This window comes from Romboutsia sp., assembly GCF_056995035.1.
This window is the reverse complement of record NZ_JBXKIW010000010.1, coordinates 1-23,258: the sequence shown is the minus strand read 5'-3', so window position 1 is coordinate 23,258 and position 23,258 is coordinate 1. Positions and strand designations below refer to the sequence as shown.

Genomic DNA, 23,258 nt, shown 5'->3' with positions numbered 1-23,258 from the left:
AGAGTAATGATAGTAACTGATAGAATGATGGTTCAATTAGGATATGTTGAAAAATTAGAATATAACTTAAGAAAAAGAAGAAATCCAGTTATGATAGATGTATTTGCTGATGTAGAACCGGATCCATCGGTAGATACAGTATTAAATGGTGCTGAAGCTATGAGAAAGTTCAAACCAGATACTATAATAGCTTTAGGTGGAGGATCTGCAATGGATGCTGCTAAAGGTATGTGGTTATTCTACGAAAACCCAGAAGCAGACTTTGAAGATTTAAGATTAAAGTTCATGGATATAAGAAAGAGAATATACAAGTTCCCTAAATTAGGAAGACAAGCTAAAATGGTAGCTATACCAACTACATCAGGGACAGGTTCAGAAGTAACATCTTTCGCAGTTATAACTGATAAAGTGAACAATGTTAAGTATCCTTTAGCTGACTATGAATTAACTCCAGATGTAGCTATAATAGACCCAAGCTTCGTAATGTCTGTACCAGCAGCTGTTACTGCAGATACAGGATTAGATGTATTAACTCATGCTATAGAAGCTTACGTTTCTGTAATGGCGACTGATTATACAGATGCTTTAGCAATGAAGGCTATACAAATGGTATTTGATTACTTACCAAAATCATATAAAGGCGCAGCTACTGCAGAAGGTAAAGAAGCTAGAGAAAAAATGCACAATGCTTCTTGTATGGCTGGTATGGCATTTGCGAATGCTTTCTTAGGAGTAAACCACTCGTTAGCTCATAAGTTAGGATCTGAATTCCATATACCACATGGTAGAGCAAATGCAATATTATTACCACATGTAATAGAATATAATGCAACTATGCCAACTAAGTTTGCTGCATTCCCTAGATACAAGTCATATGTAGCTGATAAAAAATATGCTGAAATAGCAAAGACATTAGGATTAAAAGCCAATACTACTGAAGAAGGTGTTAAGAGTTTAGTTGAAGCAATTAGAAACTTAATGAAAGAGTTAAATATACCAATGACTATACAAGCATGTGGTATAGAAGAAAAAACATACTTTGATGCAATAGAAAAGTTAGCACTAGATGCATTTGATGATCAATGTACTGGAGCTAATCCAAGATTACCATTAGTAACGGAACTAAAAGATATATATAAAACAATATATGGAACAAAGAAAGTTAAATAAATTATTTAAATATTCAGAAAATTATATTGACTCTGTGTTTAGAACGTAATATAATTTAGATATAAATAAATATAAAATAATGAAGGGGCCTATTAAGGCCCCCTTATTATTTTTGAAAAATATAATTTGATTCTAATTTATAATAAAGATTTATACATAGATACTTTTTCAAGGTTGTTCTTTATATTTATTACTGCATTAGTATAATCAATTTCAAAATTTGCGAAAGCTGAAAATAGATCTATATCTCTCATCAAATGTACGGTCATTGTATGACCTTCTTTGTTTAATCTCAATATAATAGACCTAACAAAAGGAAATTGAATTCTAGAGGTAAATAAATCAGCCCCTTGAGTGTCCATATCTAAACTACGATAGTTTAGATCTATAAATAAATCCATATCATTATCTTCTTCTCTAATTATTCTATATTCAAAATCTGTATTTAAATTCAAGTTGCCTATTGTTATCATTTTTATGCCTCATTTCATAATCGATATTTATATTGAATTATTATAACCTATATAAAAATTATTAACTAGAGTAATAAAATATTGTGGATTTAAATATAAAAAGAGCTTTCGTTGGGGGAACGAAAGCTCTAATTGGGGGAGATTGAGTTAAATATTTAATTTTATATTACTATTATGGACAGATAAATCTAATTTATACATTAAATATAAAAAAATAAATATTTTCACAAAAAAATGGATGCAACAGCATCCACTCACTCACTCACTTATCTTTTGTTCTTTATAAATTTAGATCCTAAGTATTTTTTTATATCTTCATTAGATGAGAAGTCATCTATAAGAATTTCTTTACCAGTTTCCTCTAATATAATTAAAACTTCACAATCACCTTGTAAGAAGAACTTCCTAACAGTTTCTTCTCTAACCTCTCTAACCTTAGTTATGTTTTTCTTTTGTTTCTCATAATCCTTAGTATAGTAACTATCCATCATGTTTATTATCTTTGTATATCTATTCATAAAATTTACCTCCTATAATTAGTATTAAAAAATGTGTTATAATAATTGTTTGTATTAACTTAATAATTATAACAAGGAGTAATAATAATGACTAGTATAAAAAAGAATGATATTTTTAATTGTATAGATTATTGTAAACAAAATAAATTATTTGATAGATTGAGCAAGGTCTACTCAAGTCTACCAAGTGGAGATTGTGCAGGATGTGGTAACTGTTGTATGGAATCAGTTGGTATAAATTTAATTGAATTCATAAATATATTTGAATACTTAAAAGATAATGAAGAACTAAGAAAAAAATGCTTAAGTAAAGTGTTAGATTATTATTTCTTAGAATTTGTACAAAAAAGTGCATGCCCATTTAAGGATGAAAATAATAGATGCTTGATATATGAAGTAAGACCATTAAATTGTAGATTATTTGGTCATTGGAGAAAAGATGATTACAATAAAAATTTATTAAATGTAACGCAGAGAAATATAGATTACAGTAACATAATAAAATCTAAATATGGATTTGATATAAGTGATGAGGTTGTTAATTACAAAATTCAATACTGTGAAGACTTTATTCCAAAACAAGATTACTTAGATAAGTCTGCCAGATTGAGCTTTGCAGATGATTTGATGACATTAGATTCAAATATATATTCTAAAGGAATTATAGATATAGAGTTTAAAGATAGAGGAATAGTTGAATATATTATTGATTATTTATTAAATGAAGATGTAGCCTACAATATAAAAATAAGAGTGTCAAAAGATGAAGCTGTGAGAAATAGAGCAATTAATAGATTAAAGAAAATATTGCTATAAATTAGGTGATTATATGAATTTAATAAATATAAAGGGAGATACCTTTTATATAAAAGGTGGAACAAATACAGGATTATACACATATGATGATAATAGATGTTTAATTATAGATCCAGGATTAAGTGGCTTAAGACCTAAAAGAATAATTCAAATGTTAGAATCAAATAATATAGACTTAAAATTTATTATAAATACACACGAACATAATGATCACTATGGGGCATGTAACCAATTTAGAGAACATTATAAAGATTTATATATATTATCGTCAGAGTATGCAAAATTGTATATAGAGCATCCAAATTTATTTTCTAAATATATAATAGGTGGTAAGAGTAATGAGTTTATGGATGGAAAGTTAAGAAGTAAATCATTAGAAGCAGTATATATAGATGAAACATTAAATGAAGGTATAGTATCTTTGAATAGTGTAGACTTCACTATAGTAAATTTTAAGGGACATACACTAGGAAGTATAGGCATCTTAACTAAAGATAAAATACTGTTCGTAGGAGACCTTTTAATTGGATCAGATATGCTTGATAAGTATGATTTTTTATTTATATATGATTTGCAAGAATATATAAATTCTCTAAATAAACTAAAGAACATAGAGTTTGAATATCTAGTATTAGGTCACAGTAAAGATATAATTTCAAAACAAGATAGTGGTAAATTAATAAAAAAACATGAAGATGCTATTAATAAATATATTAATCAAATAAGAGCAGAATTAAAGAATCCTATGGGATTAGATAATTTATTGAAAAATATAATACTCAGAAATAATTTGAAAAATAATTACAAAGAATATCACTTTTTAAAATCGTCTCTTGTTTCTGTAATTAGTTATCTATCGCATTTACAAGAAATAGATTATATACTATCTGGTGGAGAATTGCTTTATTATACCAAAAGAAAATAAATTATGTTAAAATAAAAATAGCTGTAAAAATAGAATAAAGGGTGAGTGAGATGGAATTCGAAAAATGGGATGAAGTATTAGCTCCTTATGACCATGCTGTTGAAGAGTTAAAGGTAAAGTTTAAAAATATAAGAAAAGAATTTTTGGCAAAAGGAGAGTATTCTCCTATAGAATTTGTCACAGGTAGAACTAAAAAGGTAACATCTATAATATCAAAAGCAAATAGGCTTAATATTGAAGATATAGAATCTGAAATGGAAGATATAGCTGGTATAAGAATAATGTGCCAGTTTGTTGAAGATATATATACTATAGTAGAACTTATTGGGAGTAGAACTGATATGTCTATAGTTTATTCAAAAGACTATATAGAAAATTTCAAAGATAGTGGATATAGAAGTTATCACGTTATAATTAAATACCCTATAAACTCAATTGCAGGTTCAAAGGAAATTTTATGTGAAATACAGATAAGGACACTTGCTATGAACTTTTGGGCAACGATAGAGCACTCTTTAAAATATAAATATGAACGTTATATACCAGAAAATTTAGCAACTAGATTAAGAAGGGCGGCAGATGCTGCATTCTTACTAGATCAAGAAATGAGTGAAATAAGAGAAGATATAATGAAAGCTCAAGTTATGTGCCAAGTAAAATCTGTAACAGTGAGAGAAGTATTAAATAAAATACAAGAGCTATATAACTTAGGAGAAACGCATAAAGCTCTTTTATATCAAAGAAGATTAGATAAAATAGACAATGAAAGAGATATAGCGGAAATATTACATCTTAAAAAAGAAATTGATAAATTACTAGAGCAATATAATAGTAATAATAAAAGTTATTAGACAGTTATCCATATTAGTGGATAACTTTCTTTTTAGATTATAGAAAAATAGGAAATAATATATAAAGAAAGTTATAAAAGAAAGGAATATAGATATGAGTTTATATGCAATAGGAGACTTACACTTTTCAACATCAGTAAATAAACCTATGGATGTATTTGGAGATAATTGGGCAGACCATGAAAATAAAATAATTGAAAGTTGGAAATGTAGTGCAAAAGAGGACGACTTGGTATTAGTTTTAGGAGATACTTCTTGGGGTATAAACTTGAATGAAGCAAAGGAAGATTTAGATATAATAAATAAACTTCCCGGAGTAAAAGTTTTTATAAAAGGAAACCATGATTATTGGTGGACTACAGTAACTGGATTAAATAAATTATATAATAATATGAATTTTTTACAAACTAATTTCTATGAATATAAAGATTATGCTATTTGTGGCGGTAGAGGATGGATGTGCCCAAATGACGTTAAGTTTGATGAAAATGATGCAAAGATATATATAAGAGAAGAAAATAGATTAAGATTGTCATTAGAATCAGCTTGTAAAAAAGGATACACTAAGTTAATTGTAATAACTCATTATCCACCTACAAATGATAAACTTGAAGAATCTTTATTTACAAAATTATTTGAAGAATATAATGTAGAAAAAGTAATATATGGACATTTACATGGAAAAGAATCATTTAAGATGGGTTTAAAAGGATTTAGAAATGGAGTGCAGTACATATTAGCTTCTTGTGACTATACAGATTTCAAATTAACTAAAATATTAGATTAATAAATTGAAAAGTTGTAAATACTATAAACTAAATGGTTAAAATAGGTATATTGGGGGATTTTTTCTTTAATATACATAAAGAAGGAGATGTTATTAATGAGATGGATATTAGTATTCTTGTTTTTATACCTGATACCCTTAATAGCCTTATTTAGGAATTATGCAAACTTTAAAAGATCTTGTATTTATAGTAGTATTTACGTTGTACTAGTAAGTAGTATAGTTATAACTAATATTTACATAAGTGGATTAAATAAAATAAAAGAGGCTATGTATTATCAAAATTATGCATTTGAGAATAGATATGCGGACAAGTATAATTCTAATTTTGATGAAGATCTTAATCCAAAAAACAAAGCGGATACATCAAAAGATAAGGGTGTAAGTAAGATTATTGATGAAGAAGATAAGCCGAAAGTAGAAGATAAAATAAATGATGATAATTCGGCTGGATATGAAAGTAATGGTCTAGAAAGTAAGCAAGTGATAAAACCTATAGATGATATAGAGTCTAATAAAAAAACAGATAAAGAGATTATATATAATTTTAAAAAGGAAATCTATGAGATAGAAACTATAGCTCTAATTCCTATGAGAGACTGTATGCCATATACTAAAAATATATCAGAGAACATTAAAAACTTAGCTAATGCACAAAAAGATTTAGAACATGCATATCAAAAGTGTAGCGAAGTAATAGATATTTATGAAAATATGGAAATTCCACTACTTTCTAGTGATGAATACACTAAAGTATTAGATAATGCAAGAAATGATGTAAAGAAATCATATGAGTTAAGAAAAAAGGCAATGGAAATGTCACTTAAACTAGTAGATACTAAAAATCCTAAATATATAGGAAAGATAACTGAGTATCTAAATTTATCAGATAACCATATAGATAGTTTCAAAGAAAGATTAAGTGATTTAAATAACAAAATAGATGAAAATTAAACTATATACAATTAATTAATATATGATTTACAAAAAGCTTACCTTTTTAGGTAAGCTTTTTGGTATTATATACATATAAAGAAAGTATGAATTTTGATTTATAATTTAACATATGATATAATGTTCGATTATAAAGTTTAATAGGTAATTAGGGAGGATAATATGAATAGATTAAACATATGTATTGATATAGATGGAACTATAACTAGCCCATATCATTTCATTCCATACTTAAATGAAATGTGTAATAAAGATATAACTGAGGATCAATGTAATACATGCGATTGGCAGAATTTATATGGAGTAGATATGAATACTATATTGGATGAATTTCATACAAGCTACATGCATTCTTATGGAGAAGCAGAGGTTGTAGATGGTGCAAAAGACATTATTGACGAGCTATATTCTAAACATAATTTGTATTTTGTTACAGCTAGAAATCCAAAACTAACAGAGATAACTACAAATTGGTTAAGTAATAAAGGATTTTCAAATATAGAGGTATACTTATTAGGTAGTGATTATAAGATAGAAAAAGCTAAAGAACTTGAATGTCACATATTCATAGAAGATAATCCTTACAATGCTATGCAATTAGCACAGGAAGATATGAGTGTTTTACTAATAGATACTAATTATAATAAAGAAATTGAACATGAAAATATAATTAGAGTTAAAGACTGGAATGATATAAAGCAAGTTATAGAGTCATATAACTAAAGTATCATCTAGCGGGGAGGTAATCTTGTGATAGAGTTAAAAATAAAAAATAGAAAAGGCAACATTAGCGTTAACAGTAAAGAAGTAAAAGATATTATAGGATTACGTTCAGATTTCGAGGATATACAGGATATATCAGATACAATAAATCAAGAAAATATAATGGTATTTGATTGTCAACTAGCTCAAGATGTATTTGATATGGAAGATATAGAAGAGCTACTTGAAGAAATGGGAGATGAGATAGATGAATCTTATTTTCAGGTGCTATTTGAAGACGTTAGGGCATATTTAAAAGATGCTACAGATGAGATTGAAGAAGAACTACAAGATAAGTACTTATTTGATAATGTAAGGTGCTTATTTGATGTATATAACGTAGATGAATCATTTACTGATTTTAAATTTGTATTCCTTGTAAGTTTTAAAGATATAAAAATAGCATCTCTTACTAATTTATCCAAAATAGTTGGTAAAAGACAGCTAATAGGTGCATCTAAATTCTATAGTTAAAACAAAGAGTCCTTATTATTTAGTTTAGGCTAAATAATAAGGACTTTCTTATTTTGTAAATTTAAATTTAGTTTTATTACTGAATAATAATCGGTTTATAAATTAAGCTTTGTTTACAGAACCGAATAATTCCATTTTTTCTTTAACAGTAGCTTTTATAGCTTCAAAACCTGGACCTAAAATTTTACGAGGGTCAAATCCTTTACCTTGTAAGTCTTTACCAGCTTCTATATATTCACGAGTAGCAGCAGCAAAAGCTAATTGACATTCAGTGTTAACATTTATTTTAGAAACACCTAAAGATATAGCCTTTTGTATCATGTCTGCAGGTATACCAGTTCCTCCGTGTAGTACTAATGGCATAGTTCCTGTAAGATTATTTATAGCTTCTAAAGCATCGAAACTTAATCCTGCCCAGTTTTTTGGATATTGACCGTGTATATTACCTATACCAGCAGCTAACATATCAACACCTAAATCTGCTATTAATTTACATTCAGCTGGATCTGCAACTTCTCCAGTTCCAACAACACCATCTTCTTCTCCACCTATAGAACCAACTTCTGCTTCAACTGATATTCCTTTAGCATTAGCTATTTCAACTATTTCTTTAGTCTTAGCTATGTTTTCTTCGATAGCATAGTGAGAACCATCAAACATAACAGAAGAGAATCCTGCTTCTATTACTTTTAAAGCTCCATCATAACTACCGTGGTCTAAGTGTAGAGCAACTGGAACTGTTATTTTTAATTCTTCTAACATTCCATTAACCATACCAACTATAGTTTTGTAACCACCCATGTATTTACCAGCACCCTCAGATACTCCTAAGATAACTGGAGAATTGTTTTCCTGAGCAGTTAATAAAACCGCCTTAGTCCATTCTAAGTTATTGATATTGAATTGACCTACTGCATATTTTCCTTCTCTAGCCTTATTTAACATTTCTTTAGCTGAAACTAACATAGTGAAACCTCCATATAAGTTAAATTGTTAAAAAATAATCAAATCTAAAATTTACCCATCACTTAACATTATAGCAATTATAGAAAAAAAGTACATAGTAAATTGTAATAACATTGAAATAAAAGTATAATAATATTTATACCAAGTATAAATATTATTATAAAGTATAAAAAGACTATGGTTATAGTTTTTTAAAGAAAGGGAATGCATTATGCCACAAATAAAGATAAGAGGAATACATGAAAATGATATATGTAAAATAAGTGAGAAAATGATAGATGAATTAGTTGAAGCTATAAAATGTCCAAGAGATTTTTTTGAAATAGAATGTATAAAATCAGTTGCTATAAGAAATGGACGATTAGAACAAGTTTATCCATTTGTAGAAGTAGCATGGTTTGATAGAGGGCAAGAAGTACAAGATATAGTTGCTAATATAATTACAGATAGTATAAGAAGTAATTTAGATATAGAAAATATGGATTTAGCGTTTACAGTGTTTGAAAAGGAAAAATACTATGAGAATGGAGCACATTTTTAATGGCTAAAAAATTACGTATAGATAAAGTACTTTCAAATGTAGGGTATGGAAGTAGAGCAGAAATAAAAAGATATTGTAAGTATGGAATAATAACTGTAAATGGGGACGTTGTAAATAATCCCGGCCTTCAAGTAGATCCAGAAAACGATGAAATAATATTTGATGGAGATGCGGTAAATTATAGAGAGTTTGTGTACATAATGTTAAATAAGCCAGATGGCTATATATCTGCTACCTTTGATAAATATGACCCAATAGTATTAGATTTAATAGACCCATTATATCTTGCATTTGAACCATTTCCAGTAGGAAGATTAGATAAAGATACAGAAGGGCTATTAGTATTAACTAATGATGGAAAGCTTTCTCATAGAGTATTATCACCTAAGAAGCACGTACCTAAGACTTATTATGCTAAAATAGAAGGTGTAGTTACAGAAGAAGATATAAAAGCCTTTAAAGAAGGAGTAGTTCTTGATGATGGATATGAAACCATGCCAGCACAATTAGAAATTTTAAAAAGTGATGAAATATCAGAAATAGAACTTACTATACATGAAGGTAAATTCCATCAAGTAAAAAGAATGTTTGAGAGTGTAGGAAAAAAAGTAGTATACTTAAAAAGACTATCTATGGGTAAATTAAAACTAGATGAAACATTAGCTTTAGGAGAATATAGAGAGTTAACGGAAGAAGAAGTAAAATTAATAGAAGAAAGATAGTAACAAAGACTAACGGAGGTAAAATTAAGTGAAGAAAAAAGACATTATAGAGTTTGAAGTAGATAAAATGGAGTTCGGTGGGACATCTGTAACTTTATTAGGAAATAGAGATATACACATGAAGGGCGGAATAACTGGCCAAAAGGTAAAAGCAGCAGTTAAGAGAACTAGAAGTGGAAAAGCAGATGTTAAGATGGTAGAGTTATTAGAAAAGTCACCAATAGAGACTGCAGAAACATGTAAGCATTTTAATGAATGTGGTGGATGTAGTATATTATCTGTTCCTTATGAAAAGCAACTTGAAATAAAAGAGAAACAAGTTATGGATTTATTCTTAAACCAAGATTTATTTGGATTCCAATTCTTAGGAATACAAGGAAGTCCACAAGATAAATTATATAGAAATAAAATGGAGTATACTTTTGGAGATGAAATAAAAGATGGACCTTTAACTCTAGGTCTTCATAAAAAAGGAAAGCATATAGACATATTAACAGTTGATGGATGCCTTTTAGTAGACCAAGATTTTATAAAAGTATTAACTTCAACAGTTGAGTATTTCAATGAAGAAGAACTTCCTTATTATAGAGGAATAAATCATAAAGGATATTTAAGAAACTTTGTTGTTAGAAAAGGTGTTAACACTAAGGAACTTATGGTAAATATAGTTACTTCTTCTCAAATTGATTTTGATATGACGCAGTACAAAGAAATATTATTAGGACTTGAGTTAGAGTCAGAATTAGTAAGTATATTACACACTGTAAATGATGGATTAGCTGATGCTGTTCAATGTGACGAATTAAGAGTATTACATGGAAGAGATTATATACAAGAAGAGATACTAGGATTAAGATTTAAAATATCTCCATTCTCATTCTTCCAAACAAATACTAAAGGAGCAGAAGAACTTTATACTATGGCCAGAGAATTCATAGGAGATCACTCTGATAAAGTTGTATTTGATTTATATAGTGGAACTGGTACTATAGGACAAGTTATGGCAGGTGCAGCATCGAGAGTTTATGGAATAGAAATAATAGAAGAAGCAGTTGTTGCAGCTAATGAAAATGCTAAACTAAATGGACTAAATAACTGTGAGTTCATAGCAGGCGATGTTTCTAAAGTAGTTAAGAATTTAAAGGATAAGCCAGACTTAATAATAGTTGATCCGCCAAGACCAGGTGTTCATAAAGATGCTATAAGAGATATATCAGGATTTGGTTCTAAGGAAATAATTTATATATCTTGTAACCCAAAGACTTTAGTGCTTGATTTAGTAGAGTTTAAGAATTATGGTTATGAAGTTGAAAAAGTTAAGTGTATGGATATGTTCCCTAATACACCTCATGTGGAGACGGTTGTGAAGATAGTAAAAAAATAGCCTCATATCAAACAGTTTCAACGATTTTAAATAAAAATTGAAGTGTGTTTTATGTTCCCTTAGACTTATGTTTGAGGGAAATTTTCTTTTAGAAAGAACAAATACGCAGAACCAAGAGTTTGTACTAAACTGCTACCTCAATAGCTCAGGAATCTAAACTTTAACTGCCTAATCTGAAATTAGTGATAAATAAAAAAATATACAAGATGGAAGGCTACGTACTAAAGTGGTACGTAGCCTTCTTATTATTCATGTAGAATTAGTAATTATATATTTTTATTCTATATGAAAGTGAAAAACCATAAAGAGCAAGGTTATAAGATAAATTCTTTAATGCGATCTAAAGATTTAATTTATAATAATTATCTCCCCAACTGCACATCGTACTAAGAATAGGCATTAAACTCTCGCCTAAACCGCTTAATGAATATTCAACTTTTGGAGGAACTTGGGGATAAATTTTTCTATTAATTAAATTATCTCTTTCCAGTTCCCTTAGCTGTTGAGTTAACATTTTTTGAGTTACTTGAGGAAGTAGTTTTTTTAATTCATTAAATCGCTGTGTCCCCTTGGTACCTAGATGCCAAATAATAAGTGGCTTCCATTTTCCTCCGATTAAATCTATTGTAATTTCGAAGGTACATGTATAATTTTTATTTTTATATTGTAAAGTATTACAGCTAGATCCCATGGTTCTCATCCTTTCTGCAGTACCCTTTTGGGTACTATGATACAAAATAGTGCGTACTTGTTATTATTAAATTTAATTTTTATAATTGTATCATGGTTGATAAAATATGGCAATTAGTAAGTTATATTGATTAGAGTAATAAAAAATTCTAATTTACCAGTGATTGAAATAAAGGAGAAGGATAAAAAGAGAGATGTATATAGTTCATTAAAGAATGGAATTATAGATTATTTAGCATAAAAATTCAGAGGATTAGAAAGACCATATAAGTTTGAAGAGAAAGTTAAATTTTGCATTTTAAGGAGGATACAAGAATGTCATATTTACTTAAATCATTAGATAAGTGTAAATTAATTTTGAACAATAGATTAGTTATGCCACCTATAGCTACTTCAAAATCTGAAGAGGATGGAAAGATAAGCAAAGATATATTAGATTATTATGATGAAAAATCACAAGGTGGATATATATCATTGATTATAATAGAACATAGTTTTATTACACAACAAGGGAAGGCTAGTGAAAGACAACTTTCTATAGCAGATGATGATGTTGTGGAAGGTTTAAAAAAATTGGCAAACACTATTCATAAAAATGGTTCCAAAGCAGTAATGCAAATTAATCATGCTGGAAGTGCAGCTAGCAAAAATGTTACAGGATGTGAGCCAGTTGGACCTTCATCTATAGTGAACCCACGTAAAGGGGATATTCCAAAGGAACTTACTAAAAAAGATATTAAGGATATAATTAAAAATTTCAAGGATGCTGCACAACGTGTAAAAGAAGCTGGTTTTGATGGAGTAGAGATTCATTCTGCACATGGATATCTTCTAAACCAATTTTTTTCTCCTCTAACCAACAAGAGAATTGACGAATATGGTGGAGATTTATTGGGTAGAATTAAAATTCATTTGGAAATTATTAAAGCAGTACGCGATACTGTTGGGGATGATTTTCCAATTATCCTTCGATTAGGTGCTTCTGATTATATGGAGGGTGGAATTACAATTGAAGATAGCAAAATTGCAACATTAGAATTTGAAAAAGCAGGAGTAGATATTCTAGATATTTCTGGTGGATTCTGTGGATACAGTAATCCTGGTGTTACAGGTCAAGGGTATTTTTCAAAGCTTACTGAGGTTATCAAGGAAGTTGTGTCAGTTCCAGTTATATTGACTGGTGGAATAACTGAAGTGAATGCTGCTGAAAAACTGCTTTTTACAGGAAAAGCGGATCTTATCGGTGTAGGAAGGGCTATATATAAAGACTCTAATTGGGCAGAAAAGGCTATTAAAAGTCTTAAATAAATATTTTGAAAAAGAGGATCTGAAGGTAAAAAATATAAAATTGAAGTAAGTTCTTAATTTTAGAGGAGGTAAAATATATGAAAGTTGTTGCATTTAATGGAAGTCCTAAAAAAGAAGGTAATACATATCATGCTATAAAAATGGTAACGGATGAATTGGAAAAAGAAGGTATAGAGATTGAGATTATACATGTAGGAAACAAGACGATAAGAGGCTGTCTTGCATGTAATGCTTGCGCGAAAAGTAAAAATGAAAAATGTATAGTTGATAATGATGAAGTAAATGAATGGATACAGAAAATGAAAGAAGCAGATGGTATAATATTAGGTTCTCCAGTTCATTATTCAGCTATAGGTGGAACTATGAAATCATTTTTAGATAGAGCATTTTATGTTGCGAATACTGGAATTTTAAGACATAAGGTAGGAGCAGCTGTAGTGGCTGTTAGACGCTCAGGAGGGGTTACTACTTTTAATCAGTTGAATAATTACATTAATTATGCTGAAATGCTTATGCCAAATTCAAATTACTGGAATGTAATACACGGAACATCACCAGGTGAAGCTATAGGAGATGAAGAGGGAAGACAAATAATGAAGGTTCTTGGAAAAAACATGGCCTGGTTAATGAAATTAGTTGAAAACGGAAAAGGAAAGGTTAAAGAACCAGAAAGAGAAAATAAAGTATTTACGAACTTTATTCGATAATTTGGAAAGTGTAATAGTAAAAAATACTAAAAAGGTGAGGGATATAAATGATAAAGGTAGTTGCCAAAAATTTTGCTCAAGAAGACAAAGTAAAAGAAATTATTGAATTATGTAAAGAATTAGTAGAAATGACGAGAAAAGAAAAAGGATGCATAAAGTATGAAATGTATCAAGATGAGCAAGATGCTACAATTCTAACTATGATTGAGGAATGGGAAAATAGACAGGTTTTAGATGATCACTTAAAATCTGAGCATTTTACTAGAATTGTTCCAATGATGGGAAAACTTATGGTGAAAGAAGTAGATATGAATGTTTATAATAAACTGATTTAACATGTTATGCAGATAAATATAACACTTCCTCCTAGTTTTTAGAAGGGAGTATCTTTAAGTAAACCTATAATTATACGTATCATCTTTCTATCAAAATAGATTTAGAGACGGTAGCTAAGCTTAAAAGTAAAAATAGTTAAACCCTTGATATTTCAAGGGTTTTTTTATACAAAATTTTATATATTTCTTAATATAGATGTCAAAAAAGTTATGAGTCAGATTTATAGAAAATAATGTAAATATAGACTTTTTTTACATTATAAGATAAAATAAATAATTGGTTTTCAAAGAAAAGAATTTTGTAGGGGGTAAGAACGTGAAAAGAGATATGACAAGTGTAATTATGATAACGATGGTTTGCACAATGATGTTTGCAACAGGATGTTCAAAAAAGGAAGAAGTTGTACAGGCTAAAAGCAAAATCGATAATACTAATACTTACAAAAGAACAGAAATAATAAAATCACCAGAAGAGGCTAAAAAATTATTAATAGAAGGTAATAAGAGATTTATAAGTAATAAACCAGCAGTTGAAGATATTAGCGCTGATAGAAAAAATGAATTAGCTAAGAATGGTCAGCATCCATTTGCAGTTATAGTTGGTTGTTCAGATTCTAGAGTTCCTGCGGAAATAGTATTTGACCAAGCATTAGGAGATATTTTTGTAATAAGAGATGCAGGTAATGTAGTAGATTCAGTAGCATTAGGAAGTATAGAGTATGGTGTTGAACATTTAGGTGCTCCATTAATTGTTGTATTAGGTCATGAAAAATGTGGTGCAGTAAAAGCAACTGTAGACGGTGGTGAAGCACCTGGAAGTATAGGGTCTATAGTTAGCAAAATAAAGCCATCACTAGATAAGGTAAAAGGGTCAACTACAAATAAAGATGAGCTTTATACTAAATGTGAAGATGAGAATATAAATAACACGATAGCTGAAATAAGAAATAGTTCAATTATAAAAAATCTTGAGGAAGAAAATAAAGTTAATGTAGTAGGAGCAAAGTACGATATTGATACAGGAGAAGTTGTATTTACATCTTCTTTAAAATAAGATTTGTACAAGAGATATATTCCCTTGATATTAAAATAAAAGATATATTTTATTAGATTTAACTAATAAGTAAGGATTGAGATATGCTTAATATAAAAAATGCTTGTGTTAAGTATAGCTATGTGTTACTTTTAAATTAAGTATAAAATATAAAATATAAAGATTTATTAGATTATAATTTTCTCCAACTAGGGCTAATTATTCTAACCAGTCTTTAGATGGAGGATTAAAATGGATAAGAAATTAATATGTAAAGATTGTGGGCAAGAATTTTTATTCACTGAAGGTGAACAAGAATTTTATAAAGAAAAAGGATTCGAAAACGAGCCTGTAAGATGTCCAGAGTGTAGAAAAGCAAGAAAGCAAAATAACAACAGAAGATAGTTGTATATGAAAAGCTATAAGATTAATTTCTTATAGCTTTTTTTATGTTACTAAAAATAGGCTATAAAAAATTAATTAGAATAAAAATAGAAGAAATCCAAAATATAATAAGTGAATTATATTTTGGAGGAACTTAAAATGAAATATATTATAAAACTTTTAAAAGGTATGGCAATAATATCTGTGATTACTTTAGTAGTAATATTGGCGAATGAAGAAAAATCTTTTGAGATTAGAGATATAATTCAGGCTAATTTATCTCAAGGGCTAAGAACAGTAAAAATAACAGAAGAAAAAATAAAAATAGATGATAAAAAAGCATCTATAATTTTAAAAATGCCAGAGATACATTGTTCAAATATAGAAGTAGAAAGATATATAAATACATATATAAGAAAGAATATAAATGAATATATAAATCATCAAAGACAAGATATAGAATTAAATAATGATTCTGAAAAGGTAGATATAAGTATAAATTATCATGTAGCATTTGAAGATGGAAATTTATTAAATATAATAATATATAGAAACATAAATAAAGGTAAAAAAGAATTTATTTTAGAAAAAGATAGTTATTTATTTGATTTGAAGACAGGCCAAAGAGTTTACTTAGATAATTTTGTCAAGAATAATCCAGATTATAAAGAAGTTATAAAGAAGTATATATACAATTATGCTCAAAGTCATGACTTAGAAATTGATGAGGACAGAATTATTATAAATAAGTATACTAATTTTATTATTTCAGATGGAGGCATCATAGTTTATTTAAATCCATATAAACAAAGTAATAGCAAAATAAATTATGAATTCAAAATACCATCTGAAATATTTAGAAATAAAATAAAGATAGTAAGTACTAATGATATAGTTGCAAATATAGATACTCAAACAATAACTAAAAGTGATAAGTATATTAACAGTATAATAAATATACCTATCATAATAACATCCAATAAAGAAATTGAAAAAGGTATAAATGATATAATCAGAAAAGATATAATGGACTTTTATAAAAATTCTCAAGAAGAAGCAAAAAAATATTTAAACAACTTACCAGAGGTAGAAGATAAATTTGTTGCAAATGTAGATTTTGAAGTGAAAAAAAATAGTGATAATATACTAAGTATAAAGGTAAGATATTATAAGTATAGTGGGGGAGCCCATGGATATTATGAAGATACATCATACAATATTGATATGAGAAGTGGAAAAATATTAACCTTAAGTGATTTATTTAAGGAAAAATTAGATTATAAGAAAGTTATAGATGACGAAATTAGAAGACAAATAGAAAAGATAGTAAAAAATGATAAAGAATATAAAGGAGTCTATCAATTTAATGGAATAAAATTAAATAATAAGTTTTATATACAAGATGATAATTTAGTTATTTACTTTGATTTGTATGAAATAGCACCCTATGCAGCAGGTCAACCAGAATTTTCAATAAACATTGATATAATAAATCATATATTAAAAGAGGAATATGTAGAAATATTTAAATAAATATATTCTAAAAAATAATCTGAATTAGCTAAATTAATTAAACTACAATAAAATAAATAACTTTAAAAATCACGATATAGTGAAAGTGTAAAAACTTAATTAGAACATATATATAAATTTAAATGGTATAATTTGGATAATTGATAAAAAAGCTATAGAATTTAGGGATAAAGTCCATAATTCTATAGCTTTCCTTGTTTATTTTATAATGTTTTATAATTAATATAAGATATTATTTAGGTTAGATAGTTGGATTTAAAGAAGCTATCTTAGTTACGGCAACATATACTCTAGATATTTCATACCATGTTTTAAAATCTACCACCCCTGATTTAGGCAATCCAAATATGCCTTGGAATGTATTCACAGCTTCAGCTGTAGAATTACCATATATTCCATCTTCTTTAACTTTAGGTATTGCTGGATATGATTTAGATATAGCGTTAAGTTGATTTTGAATAGTTTTAACATATTTACCTGTAGAACCTACTTGTAAAGTATCGCCAGGAAAGGATACTGGTACACCACTAACTATTGGAGCTTTTTCAAATACTATTTCATCACCATAGAAATATCTAAGGATACTTTCAAAATCTTTACCTTGAGCGCCTAAATCTTTACTTCCCCACTGAGTCATTTGATTAGGGCATTGAGATTTTATACCATCACAATATTGAGCAAGTAAAGGCTGTCTAGAAGTAGGAGGACGCTTTATAAATGTGTTAAAAATATTGTCAACAACTACATTTATTGTATCAAATAAATTTCTGTTATTTATAAATTTATGGTCATAATTAGTAGTAGAAGTTATGGTAAAATTATAACCTTTATTTCTATACCATTCCGTAAAAACTCTGTTTAAAGTAAATGAAATTATAGCTATTACATTAGAATAAATTGTTTGCTCGGGCCAAGTAGAATATATTTCAGATGATGCAACATTTTTAATATATTCTTTAAATGGTACCCAATAATCTTTTGCAGAAGTATTTTCAGGTAATCCATCATGTACTACTATAAATTCTGGTACTACTGGATTGTCTAAAACAACAAATCCTGTAGGAGGAGGTAGAGGTTTTAAACTACTCTCAGGAATTTTAGGTGGATAATTTCCATATAAAGTATTATCCCCTATATCGTATACTAATTCATTTTGCCTAGAATAAGAGTTTTTACATCGAGTTTTAGTTATAATAGGAACATTTTGTCTAGCTTCTACAGTAGGAAATATTTGAGTACCATCGATGACTGCTGTTTCATATCCGTCTACATTAACTTCTACAGAATACTGACTATAAGGTCTAACATCAGAAGGTTGTTGAGAATAGACAATGTCTGGAGCCTCTAAGTTTAGTCCAGTGACTTGACCCGATAAATCAGTCTTTAAGTTTTGATAAACCGTAGATGAACGTTCTCCTGCTTGAGGAATTGAATAAATATTTACAGTAGCTCCTTCAATAGGTCTATTAGTAGAACCATCTAAAACACTTACAGTTAAATAACCATCTTGCATAGAATCACCCTTTCTTTAAGCGTATTTAATAATACTTTATATTTTATAGTATGAAGATAATTATTATTTTGTTAAGGTAATTGGAAATAATATAAATGAAAATATAAATAAGGGATGTGTTTTGATGAAGCTAGACTTGTTAATATTAGCTATATCACCAACGATAGCATGTATATTATGGATATATTTAAAAGATAAGTATGATAAAGAGCCTATAGTAATCTTAGGAAAATTCTTTACAATGGGGGTATTTATAAGCGTTATAGCATTTATAGCAGAAGAAATGCTAATGAAAATAAATATTTTTGAAGGATATTCTAACTATATATATATAGCATTTATAGTAGCAGCATTAACAGAAGAGGGATTAAAAGGAATAGTACTTATACCAAACCTGTTGAAAGAGAAAAATTTTAATGAAAAATTAGATGGAATTATTTATTCCATATTTTTATCATTAGGATTTGCAACTGTTGAAAATATAATATATATATTATTTGAAGATATAAATGTAGCTTTCCAAGTTGGCATAATAAGAGCCGTTATATCAATACCGGCGCACATAATGTTTGCTATAACGATGGGATATTATACATCAAAATATAAATTTAGCAATGATAAAATAAAGAAAAGAGAATATATTATTTTAGCCATATTAGTCCCTATCTTATTCCATGGAATATTTGATTTTATATTAATGATAGAATGCAGATGGTCTATTATAGTATTTATAGTTTATATAGTATTTTTATGGAAAATAAATTTAGATAAATTAGATCATTATACAGATAACTCAAAGAAGAGATTTTTTAGACGAAGAAAGAAAAAAGAAAATGACGATAAGCATTGATTGAATTAAATCATATTAAAGAGGAGAAAATGTATATTTACACATAATATAGCTTAATAATAAAGAAAAGGAATTTATAAGCACTAAACTATAGGAGGTATATAATGGGCTCATTAGATAAAAGTCAGGAGTATGTCATATCTAAATTTCTACAAAGATATGACTATGATGCGGTACTAGATATATTAGATGAAGCAGGAATTATAGACGGCGATTTATATTTACTAATGGAGTCATCTAAATATGCCGTTAATTTTGATTTTAAGAAAGCAACAGCCAGTATAAATAAGATGAGTGAACAAATGTTATCAAGGTCAGAAATAAAAAAATTAATAAGCAACTTAGACAACTTGAATATAGGCGAACCTGAAGACATCTTATCTGAGCTAATAGAAAATATGAAAATTCAAATTGTAAATGAAGAATATATAGATTTTCTAGGAAGATTATATAGATTAAAAGAAGCTGTATTTAAATATATTTTTGTTAGTACTAAAGAATCAAAAACATATAAGGTATATATGCATGGCTATATGGTATCAAAGAAAAATATCCTATATACTTTAAAAAAGAAGTATAATATATATAATGGAAATTTAATCCATGGAATAAATCAATATATAAATAAACACTTAAAAAAAACTAAGAGAATGGATAAAGTAGTGGAAATATTAAATAATGAAAGATTAGAAAATTTAATTAAGCTTAGAAATGAAAGTCCAGTTGGTCATGGTTTTAAAGGAGTTAGCAAAGAGGATATTGAAGATATATATGGTAATCCAATGGAGGTAGTACAAGATTTAGTAAAAGCATGTGAGTTATTAGATTTAGGGATAAAAATGAATAAGTACGATAACATTAATGAAATGGCTATACACATGATAGGAAACTATAATGATCATTAATTAATCTGCTAGAGGACTTAATTTTAGAGGAGATGGTGTGGATGAATGATAAAATAAAGAAAGAAGCGATAGAGTGGATGAAGATAATTGCTACAGCACTTGTACTTGCATTTATAATAACTCAATTTATAAGACCTACATTAGTAAGAGGGGAGTCTATGTATCCTACACTAGAGGAAAGCAACTATTTAATAATTAATAGAATGGCATATAAAACTGGAGAGCCTAAAGATGGAGATATAATCGTATTTAGTACACAATTATTGCAAGAAGATGGAAATAAAAAGGATTTAGTAAAAAGAATTATAGCGGTTGAAGGTGAACATATAAAAATAGAAAATTCTAAAGTATATATCAATGATAAGTTAATAGATGAACCGTATATACACAACAACTATACTGAAGGAAATGTAGATATAGTTGTACCTGAAGGTAAAGTATTTGCTATGGGAGACAATAGAGAAAAGAGCTTAGATAGTAGATATGAAGATGTTGGACTAGTTGATGAAAAAGATATAATGGGTAATGTTGTTATAAGATTGTTCCCATTTAATAAAATAGGAAAAGTTTACTAGGAGTTAATTATGAAAATAGGTATATCAGCACTTTTATGTAATATTGAAGAAGCCTTAGATATATGTGAAAAAATAGATGAAATAAAACATATAGAAATGGGTATTGATAATTTAGAAGAATGTAAAAATTTATGTAAATATAAGGATAGAATTAAAAATTTAAACCTGTCTTTAGGAATTCATTTACCGATGGAACTAAATACTTGTGAAAATATAGAGTATATAAGAAATTCATGGATAGAATTTGTGAAAAAATTAGATGAAGATTTGAAAGGTTTAGATATAAAATATTTTAACCTTCATCTAGGATATGTTATGTCTAATAGATTGAAAAAAAATAAAGAGAAATATTTAAATATGAGTAATGAGTTTTTGCAAATCCTAAACAAAAAGATAAATAGTAATATTTCTATAGAAAATGTATATTCAAATAATGGAGATTTTTCAAATGTTGGAAACATAGCATATGACTTTGAATATATATTTAGTAAGATAAAAAGTGATAAATTATGGTTTTGTTATGATACAGGTCATAATTTAATAAATGAAGATGATTATATAAATAAATTAAGTAGTAAAATAAAAATAATTCATTTAAGTGACAATGATGGTATAAGAGATATACATATTGGTATAGGAAAAGGAATACTATCAAAAACACATATAAAAGAAATATTAAAGTTGAATGTAAAGTACATGGTATTAGAAATTAATTATGAACATATTGAAGATAGTATAAAAGAATTAAATTCTATTATGAAAGAGGTATAAATACCTCTTTTTCCTATATGTAGGAGAAAGGAGAAATACTATGATGAATATAAATGTAAATGGAGAAAGAAGACAATACAATATAGAGGAAGATTCTTCAGGGATAGTATTAGAAGATATAGCAAAAGAATTTAGTAACAAATATGCAGGATATATAACTCTTGGGATTATAGGAAATAAGTTAAGAGAATTGAATCATAAAATAAGCATGGATTGTAATATAAAATTTTTGGATACAACTAATGCAGATGGTCTAAGAGTTTATTCAAGAACTATGTCATTTATATTTATAATGGCCTGCAATGAATTATTTGAAGGAAGTAGAGTTACAATAGAACACTCCTTATCAAATGGTTTATATTGTGAAGTTCATATAGGCAAAAACTTAGATGAAAAAGACGTTTATTCCATAAAACAAAGAATGATAGAAATTGTTGAAAATAACTATACTATAGATAAAATATCCACAGATAGAGAAGAAGGAATAGAAATATTTGAAAGTTATGGAATGTATGAAAAAGCCCAGTTATTAAAATATAAAGAATATGATGATGTGAAGATATATAAATGTAATCAACATATAAATCATTTTTATGGGTATATGTTACCATCAACAGGATATATAAAAACATTCGATTTAAAGTTATATAATAATGGAGTTATAGTTTTAGGTCCAAGTGAAGGAGATAAAACTATACCAATAGAATTTAAGCCACAACCCAAACTTGCAAGTGTATATAAAGAAGCTGAAAAATGGTCAAAACTTTTAGGTGTGGATAAAGTTACAACTCTTAATAAGATTATACAAGATTATGATTATGGAGATGTAATAAGAACTGTAGAAGCTTTACATGAGAAAAAACTTTCTCAAATTGCAGATATAATAAAAGATAAAGAAAAGAGAGTAATACTTATTGCAGCTCCATCTTCATCAGGAAAAACTAGCTTTGCTCATAGATTGTCAATACATCTTAGAGTTAACAATTTAAAGCCTGTATCTATATCTTTAGACGATTATTTTGTTAATAGAGATGATACTCCTTTAGATGAATTTGGAAACTTGGATTTTGAATCTATATATGCTATAGATTTAGATAGATTTAATAGAGACTTAAAAAATCTATTAGATGGAAAAGAAATAAATTTACCAAAGTTTAATTTTAAATTAGGTATAAGAGAGGAAACTGGTAGAAAGTTAAAAATAGATGAAAATCAACCTATTATACTAGAAGGAATACATGGATTAAATCCAATGTTAACATCATCTATACCAGATGAAGATAAATTTAAAATATATATAAGTGCTCTTAC

The 23,258-nt window shown here is 27.7% G+C and carries 27 protein-coding genes; 22 read left to right on the top strand and 5 right to left on the bottom strand.

Features of this window, described 5'->3' with window-relative positions:
- A partial coding sequence (locus AC11VW_RS01220) for an iron-containing alcohol dehydrogenase (protein WP_484299571.1) occupies positions 1 to 1,170 on the top strand: 1,170 nt, incomplete at its 5' end.
- Positions 1,171 to 1,307: 137 nt separating this feature from the next.
- On the opposite strand, the gene AC11VW_RS01215 is transcribed toward AC11VW_RS01220, so the two are convergent.
- Positions 1,308 to 1,643 carry a hypothetical protein gene (locus AC11VW_RS01215; RefSeq protein ID WP_484299570.1) on the bottom strand — a complete coding sequence of 112 codons (336 nt, stop codon included), beginning with the start codon at positions 1,641 to 1,643 and terminating at the stop codon, positions 1,308 to 1,310.
- Positions 1,644 to 1,909: 266 nt separating this feature from the next.
- A complete protein-coding gene (locus AC11VW_RS01210; RefSeq protein ID WP_484299569.1) occupies positions 1,910 to 2,161 on the bottom strand; it encodes a hypothetical protein in 252 nt (83 codons plus the stop codon).
- An 87-nt stretch (positions 2,162 to 2,248) separates the two neighbouring features.
- Between AC11VW_RS01210 and AC11VW_RS01205 the strand changes: the two genes are divergently transcribed.
- From AC11VW_RS01205 to AC11VW_RS01175, 7 genes are all read left to right on the top strand, one after another.
- Positions 2,249 to 2,977 carry a YkgJ family cysteine cluster protein gene (locus tag AC11VW_RS01205; RefSeq protein ID WP_484299568.1) on the top strand — a complete coding sequence of 243 codons (729 nt, stop codon included), beginning with the start codon at positions 2,249 to 2,251 and terminating at the stop codon, positions 2,975 to 2,977.
- 13 nt (positions 2,978 to 2,990) lie between these two features.
- Positions 2,991 to 3,902, top strand: coding sequence for an MBL fold metallo-hydrolase (locus tag AC11VW_RS01200; protein WP_484299567.1), 912 nt, complete (start codon positions 2,991 to 2,993; stop codon positions 3,900 to 3,902).
- Positions 3,903 to 3,952: 50 nt separating this feature from the next.
- Positions 3,953 to 4,753, top strand: coding sequence for a GTP pyrophosphokinase (locus tag AC11VW_RS01195; RefSeq protein WP_484299566.1), 801 nt, complete (start codon positions 3,953 to 3,955; stop codon positions 4,751 to 4,753).
- Positions 4,754 to 4,847: 94 nt separating this feature from the next.
- Positions 4,848 to 5,540: a metallophosphoesterase gene (locus AC11VW_RS01190; protein ID WP_484299565.1), complete on the top strand. Its 693-nt coding sequence runs from the start codon at positions 4,848 to 4,850 to the stop codon at positions 5,538 to 5,540.
- Between the two features lie 96 nt (positions 5,541 to 5,636).
- Entirely contained in the window at positions 5,637 to 6,494 is an 858-nt protein-coding gene (locus tag AC11VW_RS01185; protein WP_484299564.1) for a hypothetical protein, read from the top strand.
- A 162-nt stretch (positions 6,495 to 6,656) separates the two neighbouring features.
- On the top strand, positions 6,657 to 7,217 hold the full coding sequence (locus AC11VW_RS01180; protein WP_484299563.1) for a 5' nucleotidase, NT5C type: 561 nt from the start codon (positions 6,657 to 6,659) through the stop codon (positions 7,215 to 7,217).
- 27 nt (positions 7,218 to 7,244) lie between these two features.
- Entirely contained in the window at positions 7,245 to 7,730 is a 486-nt protein-coding gene (locus tag AC11VW_RS01175) for a hypothetical protein (RefSeq protein WP_484299562.1), read from the top strand.
- Positions 7,731 to 7,832: 102 nt separating this feature from the next.
- Here AC11VW_RS01175 and fba read toward each other — a convergent pair whose 3' ends face one another.
- Positions 7,833 to 8,696 carry a class II fructose-1,6-bisphosphate aldolase gene (gene fba / locus AC11VW_RS01170; protein WP_484299561.1) on the bottom strand — a complete coding sequence of 288 codons (864 nt, stop codon included), beginning with the start codon at positions 8,694 to 8,696 and terminating at the stop codon, positions 7,833 to 7,835.
- 211 nt (positions 8,697 to 8,907) lie between these two features.
- Here fba and AC11VW_RS01165 point away from each other — a divergent pair, with 211 nt between their 5' ends.
- The 3 genes from AC11VW_RS01165 to rlmD are packed head-to-tail and all read left to right on the top strand — an operon-like array spanning position 8,908 to position 11,343.
- Positions 8,908 to 9,237: a DUF1904 domain-containing protein gene (locus tag AC11VW_RS01165; RefSeq protein ID WP_484299560.1), complete on the top strand. Its 330-nt coding sequence runs from the start codon at positions 8,908 to 8,910 to the stop codon at positions 9,235 to 9,237.
- Positions 9,237 to 9,959, top strand: a complete 723-nt coding sequence (locus tag AC11VW_RS01160) for a pseudouridine synthase (RefSeq protein ID WP_484299559.1) — start codon at positions 9,237 to 9,239, stop codon at positions 9,957 to 9,959. The genes AC11VW_RS01165 and AC11VW_RS01160 overlap by 1 nt, the downstream gene beginning before the upstream one ends.
- A 28-nt stretch (positions 9,960 to 9,987) precedes the next feature.
- Complete coding sequence (gene rlmD, locus AC11VW_RS01155) at positions 9,988 to 11,343, top strand: 23S rRNA (uracil(1939)-C(5))-methyltransferase RlmD (RefSeq protein WP_484299558.1); 1,356 nt, start codon at positions 9,988 to 9,990, stop codon at positions 11,341 to 11,343.
- Between the two features lie 340 nt (positions 11,344 to 11,683).
- Here rlmD and AC11VW_RS01150 read toward each other — a convergent pair whose 3' ends face one another.
- Positions 11,684 to 12,034 carry a winged helix-turn-helix transcriptional regulator gene (locus AC11VW_RS01150; protein ID WP_484299557.1) on the bottom strand — a complete coding sequence of 117 codons (351 nt, stop codon included), beginning with the start codon at positions 12,032 to 12,034 and terminating at the stop codon, positions 11,684 to 11,686.
- A 314-nt stretch (positions 12,035 to 12,348) separates the two neighbouring features.
- On the opposite strand from AC11VW_RS01150, the gene AC11VW_RS01145 reads away from it, so the two are divergent.
- From AC11VW_RS01145 to AC11VW_RS01120, 6 genes are all read left to right on the top strand, one after another.
- The gene (locus AC11VW_RS01145) at positions 12,349 to 13,341 is read left to right on the top strand and encodes an NADH:flavin oxidoreductase (protein ID WP_484299556.1); all 993 of its coding nucleotides are present in this window, start codon (positions 12,349 to 12,351) and stop codon (positions 13,339 to 13,341) included.
- A gap of 77 nt (positions 13,342 to 13,418) precedes the next feature.
- Positions 13,419 to 14,048, top strand: a complete 630-nt coding sequence (locus tag AC11VW_RS01140) for a flavodoxin family protein (protein ID WP_484299555.1) — start codon at positions 13,419 to 13,421, stop codon at positions 14,046 to 14,048.
- 47 nt (positions 14,049 to 14,095) lie between these two features.
- A complete protein-coding gene (locus tag AC11VW_RS01135) occupies positions 14,096 to 14,383 on the top strand; it encodes a putative quinol monooxygenase (protein WP_484299554.1) in 288 nt (95 codons plus the stop codon).
- A 316-nt stretch (positions 14,384 to 14,699) separates the two neighbouring features.
- Positions 14,700 to 15,437: a carbonic anhydrase gene (locus AC11VW_RS01130; protein WP_484299553.1), complete on the top strand. Its 738-nt coding sequence runs from the start codon at positions 14,700 to 14,702 to the stop codon at positions 15,435 to 15,437.
- Between the two features lie 231 nt (positions 15,438 to 15,668).
- Complete coding sequence (locus tag AC11VW_RS01125) at positions 15,669 to 15,821, top strand: zinc-ribbon domain-containing protein (protein WP_484299552.1); 153 nt, start codon at positions 15,669 to 15,671, stop codon at positions 15,819 to 15,821.
- A gap of 138 nt (positions 15,822 to 15,959) precedes the next feature.
- A complete protein-coding gene (locus AC11VW_RS01120; RefSeq protein ID WP_484299551.1) occupies positions 15,960 to 17,333 on the top strand; it encodes a DUF3298 and DUF4163 domain-containing protein in 1,374 nt (457 codons plus the stop codon).
- A gap of 241 nt (positions 17,334 to 17,574) precedes the next feature.
- Here the strand turns inward: AC11VW_RS01120 and sleC are convergent, their stop codons facing one another.
- Positions 17,575 to 18,846 carry a spore cortex-lytic germination protein SleC gene (gene sleC, locus AC11VW_RS01115; RefSeq protein ID WP_484299550.1) on the bottom strand — a complete coding sequence of 424 codons (1,272 nt, stop codon included), beginning with the start codon at positions 18,844 to 18,846 and terminating at the stop codon, positions 17,575 to 17,577.
- A 124-nt stretch (positions 18,847 to 18,970) separates the two neighbouring features.
- Here sleC and AC11VW_RS01110 point away from each other — a divergent pair, with 124 nt between their 5' ends.
- The 5 genes from AC11VW_RS01110 to AC11VW_RS01090 form a co-directional block, all read left to right on the top strand.
- Entirely contained in the window at positions 18,971 to 19,696 is a 726-nt protein-coding gene (locus AC11VW_RS01110) for a PrsW family intramembrane metalloprotease (RefSeq protein ID WP_484299549.1), read from the top strand.
- 104 nt (positions 19,697 to 19,800) lie between these two features.
- Positions 19,801 to 20,601, top strand: coding sequence for a hypothetical protein (locus AC11VW_RS01105; protein ID WP_484299548.1), 801 nt, complete (start codon positions 19,801 to 19,803; stop codon positions 20,599 to 20,601).
- A 41-nt stretch (positions 20,602 to 20,642) separates the two neighbouring features.
- The gene (lepB, locus tag AC11VW_RS01100) at positions 20,643 to 21,176 is read left to right on the top strand and encodes a signal peptidase I (RefSeq protein WP_484299547.1); all 534 of its coding nucleotides are present in this window, start codon (positions 20,643 to 20,645) and stop codon (positions 21,174 to 21,176) included.
- Between the two features lie 9 nt (positions 21,177 to 21,185).
- On the top strand, positions 21,186 to 21,947 hold the full coding sequence (locus tag AC11VW_RS01095; protein WP_484299546.1) for a sugar phosphate isomerase/epimerase family protein: 762 nt from the start codon (positions 21,186 to 21,188) through the stop codon (positions 21,945 to 21,947).
- A gap of 40 nt (positions 21,948 to 21,987) precedes the next feature.
- On the top strand, positions 21,988 to 23,258 hold a 1,271-nt coding region (locus AC11VW_RS01090; RefSeq protein ID WP_484299545.1), incomplete at its 3' end, for a uridine kinase family protein.